This is a genomic window from Bacillota bacterium, assembly GCA_013177945.1.
GTDB lineage: Bacteria > Bacillota > DSM-12270 > Thermacetogeniales > Thermacetogeniaceae > Ch130.
The window spans coordinates 1-11,472 of record JABLXW010000022.1; the positions used below are offsets into that span (position 1 = coordinate 1).

Annotated in this window: 11 protein-coding genes and 1 pseudogene; all 12 read right to left on the reverse strand. The window is 58.0% G+C overall.

From position 1 onward, the window contains the following. Positions 1–376 precede the first annotated feature (376 nt). The 12 genes and pseudogenes from HPY58_12640 to HPY58_12695 all read right to left on the reverse strand — a co-directional run bounded on the left by HPY58_12640 (position 377) and on the right by HPY58_12695 (position 11,295). Positions 377–517 (reverse strand): hypothetical protein, encoded by a 141-nt coding sequence (locus HPY58_12640; GenBank protein ID NPV30469.1) that lies wholly within the window; start codon positions 515–517, stop codon positions 377–379. A 610-nt stretch (positions 518–1,127) separates the two neighbouring features. Beyond that, on the reverse strand, positions 1,128–3,956 hold the full coding sequence (locus HPY58_12645; protein ID NPV30470.1) for an N-6 DNA methylase: 2,829 nt from the start codon (positions 3,954–3,956) through the stop codon (positions 1,128–1,130). A 275-nt stretch (positions 3,957–4,231) separates the two neighbouring features. After that, positions 4,232–4,504 carry a hypothetical protein gene (locus HPY58_12650; GenBank protein ID NPV30471.1) on the reverse strand — a complete coding sequence of 91 codons (273 nt, stop codon included), beginning with the start codon at positions 4,502–4,504 and terminating at the stop codon, positions 4,232–4,234. Positions 4,505–4,553: 49 nt separating this feature from the next. Then, positions 4,554–4,730, reverse strand: coding sequence for a hypothetical protein (locus HPY58_12655; protein ID NPV30472.1), 177 nt, complete (start codon positions 4,728–4,730; stop codon positions 4,554–4,556). Further along, entirely contained in the window at positions 4,718–4,951 is a 234-nt protein-coding gene (locus HPY58_12660; protein ID NPV30473.1) for a hypothetical protein, read from the reverse strand. Before HPY58_12660 ends, HPY58_12655 begins: the two co-directional genes overlap by 13 nt. Next, the gene (locus HPY58_12665; protein NPV30474.1) at positions 4,929–5,696 is read right to left on the reverse strand and encodes a hypothetical protein; all 768 of its coding nucleotides are present in this window, start codon (positions 5,694–5,696) and stop codon (positions 4,929–4,931) included. Before HPY58_12665 ends, HPY58_12660 begins: the two co-directional genes overlap by 23 nt. Positions 5,697–5,999: 303 nt before the next feature. After that, positions 6,000–6,509 (reverse strand): DUF4411 family protein, encoded by a 510-nt coding sequence (locus tag HPY58_12670; GenBank protein NPV30475.1) that lies wholly within the window; start codon positions 6,507–6,509, stop codon positions 6,000–6,002. Continuing rightward, positions 6,506–7,661 (reverse strand): annotated as a pseudogene (locus tag HPY58_12675) (ImmA/IrrE family metallo-endopeptidase). Before HPY58_12675 ends, HPY58_12670 begins: the two are co-directional and overlap by 4 nt. A 282-nt stretch (positions 7,662–7,943) precedes the next feature. Then, a complete protein-coding gene (locus HPY58_12680; protein ID NPV30476.1) occupies positions 7,944–8,984 on the reverse strand; it encodes an NERD domain-containing protein in 1,041 nt (346 codons plus the stop codon). Positions 8,985–9,034: 50 nt separating this feature from the next. After that, a complete protein-coding gene (locus HPY58_12685; GenBank protein ID NPV30477.1) occupies positions 9,035–9,826 on the reverse strand; it encodes a hypothetical protein in 792 nt (263 codons plus the stop codon). Positions 9,827–9,924: 98 nt separating this feature from the next. Then, entirely contained in the window at positions 9,925–11,079 is a 1,155-nt protein-coding gene (locus HPY58_12690) for an MBL fold metallo-hydrolase (GenBank protein NPV30478.1), read from the reverse strand. 15 nt (positions 11,080–11,094) lie between these two features. Then, entirely contained in the window at positions 11,095–11,295 is a 201-nt protein-coding gene (locus HPY58_12695; protein ID NPV30479.1) for a DUF3006 domain-containing protein, read from the reverse strand. Between the last annotated feature and the right edge of the window lie 177 nt (positions 11,296–11,472).

The window sequence follows — 11,472 nt, forward strand, 5'->3', positions numbered from 1 at the left end:
TTACATGCAAATAGCATGCTATTTGCATTTATTAGCCGGTTATTTTCAACCAAAACCTGCTACCGCAGTAACAAGGATAAGAGGGTAGGGTAACTTCCTCGGAAAAATGATATACCGCACCGCACCTTGCAAGGTCGATAATCAACACACTGGCTTATCTCCCCTGCAAATAGAATCCTTAATGAGAATAAGATGCTTGAACTGAGAAGTCATCCCTGCAAGCAAAGCAGCCTTGAACCAACAGAACCCCTAACCTATGGTTAGGGGTTTCGACATCCGGCGGGAATTTCCTCTCGCACAAACAAAAAAGGTGTTGGTGCGCGCCTTTCTTAGAGTCAACCGGCCTCTTTGGTACTCTTCGACGTATCCATCCCGATCAGCCGACGGGCCCTTTTTGCCTTTTCCTTTTTCCTGAAGAACATTCCTTGTAAAACCGGGCCAGAAATTCCGCGTCCTCCCGGGCAAGGTAGTCCACCCCGGCCAGCGATTCCAGGTGGTGACGCAGCCCGTGCCGCACCGTCCTCCGCAGCTCCCGCTCCCACCCTCGCTACGGGACGCCCCGAGGAACGCCCGGAACGAGCCGTAGTAGAGGATGACACACGGACCGAGAAGGTCGCAGACGTATTCCCCGAGGACAAGAAGTTCTCCTTCCCGCTTCTCCTCCGCGGATGCCGCGAAGACCCCACTCAGGTCCCGGCAGAACCGCGGAGGGAGTTCGTCGGCACCCTGTCTGCAAGCCGGGCGAACTCCTCGAAAGAGAGAACGCGGTGCCTCATGGTCCTCCGATACGGTCTTCCCTGTGACGCACTCAACGCGTCCCTCTTCGCTGCAGTCTTCTCCTCAAGCGTGCCGACTCCCACATGTTCCCTGCGGCACGACCACCGGCCCGTTGTCCGTCGACACCAAAACGTTCCGCGACCCCGACCCGCGGCTGGCGATGAAGGCAATGCCGCTCCTGCCGCGCCACTTCGGGTTCGGGAGCCGGTCGGCCGCCGCGTAACAAATCACCACCCGGTCGCCCGGCCGGAACAAAGCCTGTATTCCTTTCTCGAAGAACGGAGGCTACAGAGTTTCTGTAGTCTCCGTTCGCCAGCGGGGACCTCTCCTGCGAAATTTCTCCTCACAGATCAGTCTCTGGCCAGTGCTTTTGTAACGATCATCTCTTTGGCAAGGATTCTGTAGATCTCGAGTAACTCGTCTTCCGTCACCGGAAGATTCAAGGAGGCGACTACCGCCTTGTCGAACGCGAGCCTGACCTCGGCAGGGATGAATTCTGCAACGGTGAAGTCCGGTTCGGCCCGCCTTGGCACGGAGTCGCGGTAACTCTGGTACTTCCGGTCGAAGTCTTGATCCACCTGGTATATGAAGGCGAGGAAAGAAACCTCAGCGAACTCGTCGAAGACCGCCGAGAGTGCGGGTATCTGCTCCTCCCTTGGGTAGAGGGTCATCTCGTATAGGTCGTGGTGGCGCAAGTTGATCCAGCGACCCGTCGACTCCTCTTTGAGAAGGAAAAACCACGCCCAGAAGAAAGCGGAATTGAGTAGTACTGCCACGGCCTTCGCCCGCTCGAGGTCTCGCTCTGCCGTGGCGTGGAGGGTGTTGGCTGGCGACAGAGGTTCCGGGGAGACAAAGGCAACGAGGTAGTTGCCCGGGGAGAATGGGTTGATCCGGTGGTTGACCAGTAGATACGACTGTGTCGCCGTCAGCTCCGCGGTCAGGCGTTGCCAGAATCGGGCGTCTTCGAGCAGGTCCCCGCGGGAGAACCCAGAAGCGCGGGCGATCCGCCCGATCTGCGCGTAGGGTCTCGTGGCGACGTAGTCCCACTTCCCCTTGAGGTTCAAAGTCCGGAGACCGGTGGCCGTCCTGAGGGCGGGAGCGAAGGCGTTTTTCTCAAGAGTGTATGAGATACCGGCTCTGCTACAGGCCCGTACCGTTCTCTCGTCCTCCTCCGCGAACGTGAGATACGCCTGCTCCACCCTGCTCGGGTCACTGTGCCTCGTCAGGAAGAGAAACTTCGACACTCCTTGCGGCACCGGTCGATAACCCTCGCGGAAGTACCCGAAAGGGAACGAGGAGAGGATATTGCGTGCTCTCTCCACGAAGCCAATGAGGAAATCTCGATGCGCGAAGCTCGTTGCGCCGCAGAACCACATGAGGTTGTCAAAGCGTCCGCGGACCTCCTCCCACGGGAATGAAGCGATCTCGACCGGTTCTTCTTCCCGTCGCAGGTCGGTTTGCGTCTTAACGAGCCGGACGACGTGGTCGACATCCTCGGGGGTTAGCGCGTTGAGGTCTTTCCTCACGAGGACGAACTTTACTCGGTGGCTCCGCGGTACGCGTTCCTTCCTGCAAACCACGATTATGTCTCGGTACTCGGCCCACTCGGAAAAGCCGTAATTTACGACAGGCTTCAGGATAAATAAGGGGGTCATGTGTGAGAAGAGCAATTCCCGCACCCTGCGGCTCTCGTTGCCCCGCAGGACGTTCACGGGGAGGACGGCACCGAGCACCCCACCCGGTTTCAGGAACTCATAGGCGAGGGCCATGAAGTGGCCCCAGAGTCCGACCTCGCTACCGCACAGCGGTTCATATCGCTCCAAGTTGACGTAGTCGCCTATCCCCCGCTCGAGCTTAGTGAAGGGTGGGTTCATCAACACCACATCCACCTGAGGCAAGGTCATGTCGAAGACCTCGCCGATACTGGTGAACCCCCTGGCTTCGCCTTCGGGGAAGAGCCAGGCGAGTTGCCTGAGGCCCGTGGTAATGATGTCGTTTTCTGGCTGGAGCGCGAGGCTGTCGGCAAGACCTATCTGGGTGTGACTGATCGTCGTCCGCGGGTCGAGGGCAGCGAGGTTGGCTGCAGTTAGGTGGACGCTGAAGGGCATGATGTCGATACCGAAAATTTCGTCTTCGCAAAACCGGCGGTGCGGGTTGCCTACCTTCCCCTCGTTGTAGTAGCACTCCTTCTTGCGCCTGTACGCGGAGGTTAAGATCGTCCCCGAACCGCAGGCCGGGTCGAACACGAGGGCGTCAAAACGTTCAATACACAACTTCGCCATCAGCTCCGCTGCGACTGGGCGGGTGTAGAAAGCGGCCAGCATTTTCCTGATCCTAGGTGGCATCAGCTCGTGGTAGATCCGACCCGGCAGTTCGTGTTGCACTTCCTCGACTCTCAGGCCCCAGATGATGTCAAAGGTGTCCCTGATGTACTCCTCTTCGAGGGAACCCAAAACGTCGAGGGAGTAGATCGGCCGGTAATTTATGTCTAGAACGCGCCTGAACGCCCGCCGGAGTGAAGATGACGTGACAGGTTGTGGTGGCAGGACATCGGGGTTCGCCGTCCCCAAGAGGCGCAGGAAGAGTATCTGGCTTAGGACAATGTAGGCCGCGAGGAACTTCCCGACTTGCTCCCTTCGTTCGCCTTCGATATTAGCCAGGCCCGCAAACAAGGCTGGGTTCGTTACGAGATCGAGGAGTTGGTCTTCCGTCAAGTGAACCTCCTGCATTAGTGCCTGAATGTGTTGCTTCAGGACTCTTATAGCGAAGACCAGGGAGAAAGCACTGCGTTCCCCGCGGTTCACCCGGGGAAGTATCTCCGTCGCTACTCTCCTCAGGTAATCGGGAAAGGTAAGCGTGCCGACCTCCTCCTGAAAGGTGGGCGTATCCAATAGGCAATACGCCCTGGTGGTGCACAAGAATTCCCACAACGCTTCGTGTCTCGCGGGGACGTGGCGGGCCTCCAGGGGTAGGAAGAGGAGGAGGCCGTGATCCAAGCGACTCTCCCGCTTGTGTCGCAAGTACTGAAGGAAGCCCTGCCTCAGAATAGCCGCGTCATCCCCAATTTTGACTCCGAGTAACCACCTTCGTCCCGCCAGGTCGAACACTATGTCGGGCTCGGAATTGAACGAGACCTCCTGTACAGCGGTCCCGCCTACTTCGCGCACGATCTCCATCAAAACCGGGTAGTAGCTTCGCTCAGTAACCCTCGGTCCCCTCGACATCCTGCTCCTCCTTTCGACAGTTTCCCCCAGAGCCTTCCGATTCAGCGGCAAGAACTCTCGCCCAGGAGAAAGAGTGCTCCTCGAAAAAGGGGTTCTTTCCGGTCAAGTAAAGGGAAATCGTGCCGGAAAGTTATGCAAAAAGCGAAAAAAATGGTTTTCGCTATTCGCTTCAGGCATCTTCCCCGCGATCCTGACATCACAGGGATACACCACTTGCACGCGAAAAACTCTCACGGCCTGCACACCTTACACAGCCTGTACCTCGCCCTCACCGCCTCTTCCCTGTTTCTGAACTCCACCCGGTTCTGTGGGGCTATCTTTTGCGCCCACTCGCAGTCAGGACGGTGAAACACCTTCGACCGCCTGTTGCCCACGTAGGCCGCCTTACCCGCGGGCTTCCCAACCGTCGGGGCCGCGCCCCACAAACCCTTTCCCTTCTCCTGCGCCTCCCGCTGGAGCCTAGTGAACACGTCTGCGTACTTTACGTTGGGCGGTATTGTCATCACCTGGACACAGGGAGAACGCCGCCAAGGATCCGTTGCAGCCCGGCCCCTACCTCAAGGCCCACACGCGGACCTTGAGGGACTCCTCCGCAGGGATCACCTGATAGATGCTCCCGTCCCGACCAACGCCAAAAAACTTTGGATCGTACATTGCGAAGTAATCGCTTTCAGGGACGAATAGGGAATCAAGAAGCTTTCCCTCTCTCGAAAACCTCAGCACTCCCATTCTGAAGCGTTCCAGTCGCACCGGCGGTTTTTCAACCGACACCCACAGATAGAGGTTCCCGAGTCCATCCTCTTCGACAAAGCCGGTACTAGCAAAATGGCTTCTTCGCCTCCGGTCACGCCGTACCGCCCCAGCCGGGCGATGCTGCTGCCTTCAAACCGGGAGATCTCGAGAACCTCCCTCTGATTACCTTTTATTTCAATGCGGTAGCGGCGTTCCATGAGCCTCCCGTCTTTGAAGGAGTAAAAGGAATACTGCTCGCCCTCCGGGTCTACGTCCACAAGACATAAAACCACCTGTCCCTCTCGAGTTTTCACTAGCCCGCGCGGCTCCTTTCTCGCTACCCCCTCTGATGGGATGGACCAACAGCACTTTGCCGGTATCATCAAACGCGACTACCCGGGTGCGGCCGGCTTCGGCTGCCACCACGTAAATAATGCCGTTTTCGTCAGCCGCAATGTCGATGTACCCGGGTAGGCCGCGCCCGTTGCCCATCACCTCGCCGGGGAGCTTCACCACCTTCAGAAGGGCGGCATCAGTCCCTCGCAGAACCTTAACTTTCCGGTTGACCAGATCAAGGACATAGAGGTTCCCCTCCGCACCTCCGGCGGAAAACTTGCCGCATGCGACAGGGGGCGTCCCGCGCTCTATGCCGAAATCATCCGGACCGGACCCGTAGGGATAATCCTTCCGGGCTATAAGACGATAGCCGCCCTGGGGGTTCTCGGTGTTCTTTTCCCCGTGCGGCGCCCCGGAAATTTCGGCGCTCTCTTCAATGTGCGGCATACCGGCGTTCTCGGGGCTCTCTTCGCTTCCCGACAGAGGGACGAAACCGGCCCCGCCGGCGTCCGGACCGCCCGCCCCCGGGCCAGCCCGCCGAGCACAGCCCGCCAGCAAAAAGGCCATCCAAGCCGCCAACAGCGCCAACGCCAGCTTCACAATCATTCTTCGGTTCGCAGTTCTCACTCAAACCCCCTTCTTGAGCCGTACCGCCCGGCATGCGGCGGGATTCCGGGATCCGCGCAGCGCACGCCGCCTGGATCCCGAAAAACCGGGTTGATAAGCGCAGGTTCCGGCCTTCAACCGCCGACAGGGGAAAGTGCCCCAGCCGCTTCGGAACCAGGCCCCTCCGCTCTTCTGTGGCCGCGGCGCGGACACGCAGGCCGCTCCCGCTCCTCCGGCCAGCCTCCGCCGCCTCCAACCGCAGCAGGGTCAGCCGCCGAGGTAAAAATACCAACGCAAGCTCTTCATCGAAGAGACTTAACCTCATCATGAGCCTAGTCTCACACCCAGTAGACGAAGCATCTCGAAAGTATCCACATAACTCACGCCGAAGGCCTGACATACGTTCGGAATGGGTATTTTTCGGCGTATGTTTGGGTCGAACTTCTCGTGCGTGACCACGATGTAGCCTTTTACTTTCGCATAGGCCGCTAGCCAGGCATCGGCATTGTCTGCACAGGCAAAGTCCGCTTTGGCAGCTTCAATAAACTGGCTCTGTTGTTGTGCCCAAATCATGATTTGGCGATAGACCTCCAGTACCGCTGCATCCACCGTCTCATCAAAGTAACCATGGAAATTCTTCTTTGCCCACTCCGCTAGTTCATCATTGCCGCGTAGCAGTTCATCCCGAACACGATCAATGCTAACGATTCGTCCCTTAGCAGCTAGTTGCACTAGTTGCTCCCAAAACGCCGGTGCAATGTCGAAAGCATAATAGTGTCTTGCCGCATTGATGAAGACGTTCGCATCCAGAACAAAGACTGACGGCGCGTTCATTTGCGCATCCCCAGGATAAATTCGGCAAAACGTTCGAACGTCTTGCCATAAAGCCCTGTGAGGCGGTATGCCTCGTCATAGAGCAGCCGCCCTTCTTTTGTTGCACGCACTACAGCTTCGCCAAATCGCCGCCCAAGGCGGAGACTTTGCGTGGCATAAAAATCGCCGCCTGCCTGCCTGCCTGCCTGCCTGCCTGCGTTCACGCGCCTGGTATTCCTGGTAGAAGTCGAAGAATTTCTCTCGGCTGATCAGATCCAAATCAAGGAGACGGCGAGCGGCGACAATCTCGCTTACCTTGAATCGGCGAGCAATTGCCTGGAACGGATCCGGATCAAGGCGGGCAGATGGCAAATATTCGCGCAGCGAATCCGCGGGCACAAGAAACTCTGCTGCAATGTGGTTGCACGCCTGCTCTGTCTCATCTGGCGCAGGTTGCAGGTCGCGCAGGTCAAAGGAGGCGCTCTTCCCTAGCCAGACGTGCGCCAATTCATGTGCCAAGGTAAACATCTGTGCAGCTTTACCATCAGCGCCATTGATAAATACCAGGGGCGCGTATTCATCCACGAGCACAAAGCCGCGAAATTCTTCCACGTTCAACTTGCGCCGGGCATTGTTCCCGACAATACCACTTACGACGACCACAATGCCCGCATCTTCCGCCTTTTCTTGCAGTACACGCAACGCCACCGTCCAGTTGGGCTGCCGAGAAGCCCAATCTGCGTTGAGTCCCAGGGTTCCTCGAATCTGTTGAGCGACCACGCGCGGATCTGTCCGAGGAGATGCCGAGCGAACGAACGGCAATGGTTCGTGCCCTTGTTCGATGAAATACTCGCGCATCCATGCTTGGCGGCGCTGCATGATCTGTACCGTATCTAGCAGGTCTGCGCTGAAATGTTCGGCAGACACTCCAACAAGCGTACGGAAATGAGGAATAGGTAAACGCTCTTGCGGTGGCTCTGGAAGCAGGAGATAGCCAAATGGAACGGAGGTCGCTTTGGCGAATTCTTCGAGCTGGCGCAAAGTTGGCTGTGCGGCGCCCGTCAACCAATCCGAAAGGCGCGGGAATTTACGCTGGAGGTCTGTGCCAACCTTCGCGCGTTCTAGCGCCCAAGATAAAACTCTTTTATTGACTTCAACCCTGATACTCGCCATACCCCAATTCCTCCAAGTTTTCCCGAATCGCCTCGGAACTCTGAAGCAAGAACCCTGGGCTCCCGCATCGATTTTTTGCCGCACAACAGTCGCCCGAAACGCCCCTTCCGCCGCTGTTCCGCACGTAGACCGCTCAGGCATCCTCCTAGGTTCCGCAGGCCGGGCCCAGAAGCAGCAAAACAACCGCAACGAGCGAGGCCAAAACTCTATTCCTCGAACCGCTTTCACCGTTTACCCTCCAAACGGCATGCTACCGCTGAGCCAAGCCTCTTTCCCAGCGTCCTACAAAAGTTCTTTGGCTCCGCCGGGAAGAAGCACCAGGATTCTTTTTCGGTTTTGACGACCACCGCCCCTCCCTGTCCTCTCCCGCGCCGGACCTTTAGTCCGCCGAAGAAGAGCTACCCCTGCAGGAAACGCCGAACCACCATCACCCGCCGAGATAGAAGAACAGCTTCCAGCCTCAAATTTGTCCGCCGCCAGCTCCGACACCGCGCATCCCCTCTCGGCGTACTCCCGCCGCACGGCCTCGGCCTCCTCCCTCGTGCCCCGCACCTTGACGTACTCCCGCCCCTGCCGGTTCCTGCCCCTGGTCACCTCTGCCCCGCTCCTCCCGGCCTCCCAAGGCTTCGCTTCCGCGACCGCCGCGGCCACGGCGTCCACCTGCTCGGGCGAAAGCAGCCGGTCCTTGCCCTGGCGCCGCAGCCAGAAAGCCAGCGCCGTGCCGCTGTCGAACACCGGCATGGAGCACTCCTCGGCTTTGAGCCACCGGCAGCGGGTGAACAGCACGACGGGATATATCAGTTCCTCCGGGGGCGCGGGCAGGGGTATCCACGCGGCCCTCAGCCACTTCGCGAACAGCCGCGCGTGCCTGGCGTTCTGCTTCGTGGGGCTCTCGCAGCGCACCCAGGCATTCCCTTCTTTCCGCTTCCAGTTGTCCTTGTACCCCAGAAAGGCCCCTTCCCATGCCTTTGTTTCCACCAGAAACATCCCCGGCGGCCCGATTAGCACATGGTCTATCTGGACGAACTCGTCCGGCTCCGGCTCTAATACGGCGTCATTGACCACAACCCAACTGTTCGGCAGAAGGAGCCAGAAATGCAAGAAAGCGTTGTCTTCCCCGCCTTCTCCTTTGGCTTTGTCCCTAGCCCGCACGGCGTTGAACCGCCACTCCGCCAGCGGCTTAACGGCCCACCTGATCCAGGAAGGTACCTCTTCTTCGATCCGCTCCCGCATCTTTTCCCTCTCGCGCTTCACCTTCTCCTGGATCTTTGCCCGGAAGAGTTCCTTTATCTCACGGTTTTGCTTAACTATGCGTGCAGGCACTTGCTCCAGCACATCCTTTCACCCAAACCTCCCCCTGGGGCACTGGCGAGTTAGCGGTCTGCTTGATTAGCGTGTTGAGAGGCTTCTTCTGGCTCGGCCCTGCGCACGAGCATAGCGAGGCCTGCCTCCCTCTCCTTATGCGAGAATAAGGTGAGGACAAATATCTGGACGAAAAGCCCCAAACCTGCGCCTGCTGCCGTAGCGCCCCAAGGCAGGAACCCCGGCGGGGAGCCAAGAGCTGCCTGTATCACTTGCCCTACCCCCCAGCCGACCGCCCCTCCCGCAACGGCCGCTGCAGCGGCAAAGGCGGCCGCCCCGTACCCGAAGTACCGCATCCAACCCCCCTCCCCCTTCCGAACGTCCGCCCCCGTGCGGGCCGCGACCCGCCCGGCCAGATACTGAAAGTGCTCGTACGCAGTAGGATCACCAGACTCTCTGCGTATCTCTTCGACGTACTCCCTTATGCTGGGGTGCTCCCACGCGGTTTCCACGTAGTAGCCGAAGAGGTCGTTCACGTCCTCGAAAAACACCGTCCCGCGGCGGACCAGCGCCCCCAGCAACTCGAAGTACCCCAGATACTCGTCCAGGTCCGCATCGTCCAGTTCGCCCGGGCGTGGGGAGTCCTTCAGGTCCAACCAGAACTTGCGGTATTCCCCCGCTTCCTTTTGCCTCGCGATTTCTCGGAGAATTCTGCGACACTCTTCCCTGGTGAAGAATCTCTCGTATATGTCCAGGACAATTCTCCGCGCTTCCGCCCTGCCGACGCTCCTCTGGACGAGCCAGCCCAAAAGAGCCGCTATCGCGGCGAAAAGCGTTGCGGTTGCGGTGAGCCAGTCACTCATGGTCAAACACCGCTACCGTGAAAACATTTGCAATTGCCCTGTTTCTGAGGTACGCGTCCACATTCTCCACATCCTACACTTCACCGAGATCTCCGAGCTTATGGCCTACACACCTTGCATGGGACATACCCTGCGTTAACCACTTCTTCCCTGCTTTTGAAGACAACCCGATTATACGAAGCTATCTTCTGTGCCCATTGGCAGTCCGGACGATGAAACTTCTTACTGTTCTTATTCCCGATATATCCCCCACTGGCCGCAGGAACAACCGGAGCTGACGTTGCCCCGTTCGGCGCCCGGGGCATGATTGTGCCGCCCAGGGTTTTCACCGTAAGCGTCTTGCCGTCAGACACGAATATTACCGTCCCGTCCCTGTCGGTCCGGTATACCTTGACCCCGCTGCCGGCCAGCTTCGCCAGCGTTTCCTGGTGGGGATGGCCGTAGTCGTTCCCCGCCCCGACAGAGATGACGGCGTACTTCGGGGAAACGGCGCGCAGAAAAGCCGGTGTCGTGGAGCTGTAGCTCCCGTGGTGGCCGACCTTGAGCACGTCGGCCTTTAAACTTGCGCCTGACGCAAGCATTTCATGTTCGGATTCAGATTGGGCGTCGCCGGTGAGCAGGAAGGAAGTGTTCCCAAACTGCACCCTGGTTGCAGCAGACCAGTTATTGAGATTATCGTAGCCGGAGCTGCAGGGAGCGACAAAATTAACCTTCAGACCGCTCTTGTCAAGGACGACTACGCCCGCCCGAGCAGGGGTTATCTTCAACCCCTTCGCCTGGATCGCCCGCAGCATGTCTTCAAAGGACTTCGTGTTGGTGGTGACCCGGGGCATGTAGACCCTGCCGATGTCGAAAGAGTTTATTACAAGGTCCATCCCACCGATGTGGTCTTCGTGGGGGTGAGTTGCTACAAGGTAGTCGATTCTCTTAATCCCCTGCTTCTGGAGATAAGAAACCACCGCAGGACCAGCTTCGTTCGGCCCGGCGTCAACAAGCATTGTCTGGTTATTGGGAAGCTGGAGCAGAATGGAATCCCCCTGGCCGACGTTGATGAAGTGAACTGCCAGCTTGCCGGAGACAGGAGGCTGAGAAATGCCGTTGGGTTGCCGGGCTGGTACAGCCTGAGGCGACGCTTCAGAAACGCTTGACTGCGCTGGGGTTTTGTTGACTACCGAAACGCTTTGGCTACCGCAGCCAGCAATAATTACCAACAAAACGGCCAGGAGAAGAGACAAAAAGAAGCTCCGTTTCATAGGGCGCTCTTCCTTTCAATCCTCAAAAAGCTGGTCGGCCAGCTTTTCGATGTTTCTCTCTCTTTTTGCAGTCGCTTCTCTGTCTATGGAAATGCTTATCGTAATAACGTCCCCTTCTTTTGCCTTTTTAGGGAGCAGAGTTTTCGGGAAATTGAAGGTTTTCCGGCCGTATTCAATGACAGCCCATTCTCCTTCAAAGCGGTCGATAATCAACACACTGGCTCATCTCCGTAACTTCCTCGGAAAAATGATATACCGCACCGCACCCTTGATGATATCGCCTTCGTACAGTCGCTGTATAATTTGGTCTGAGATGGTTTCGTGTACCATGCTCCCGTCCACCCAGATCTGCACCACGTCTCCAGGTATTATGAAATACTCCATGGTGCTCAC

Excerpts from the sequence above, each read along its gene's own strand:
- HPY58_12655 (NPV30472.1), bottom strand. The coding sequence starts at position 4,730 with ATGGGAGTGCTGAGGTTTTCGAGAGAGGGAAAGCTTCTTGATTCCCTA.
- HPY58_12670 (NPV30475.1), bottom strand. The coding sequence starts at position 6,509 with ATGAACGCGCCGTCAGTCTTTGTTCTGGATGCGAACGTCTTCATCAAT.
- HPY58_12685 (NPV30477.1), bottom strand. The coding sequence starts at position 9,826 with ATGAGTGACTGGCTCACCGCAACCGCAACGCTTTTCGCCGCGATAGCG.
- HPY58_12690 (NPV30478.1), bottom strand. The coding sequence starts at position 11,079 with ATGAAACGGAGCTTCTTTTTGTCTCTTCTCCTGGCCGTTTTGTTGGTA.
- HPY58_12660 (NPV30473.1), bottom strand. The coding sequence starts at position 4,951 with ATGGAACGCCGCTACCGCATTGAAATAAAAGGTAATCAGAGGGAGGTT.
- HPY58_12650 (NPV30471.1), bottom strand. The coding sequence starts at position 4,504 with ATGACAATACCGCCCAACGTAAAGTACGCAGACGTGTTCACTAGGCTC.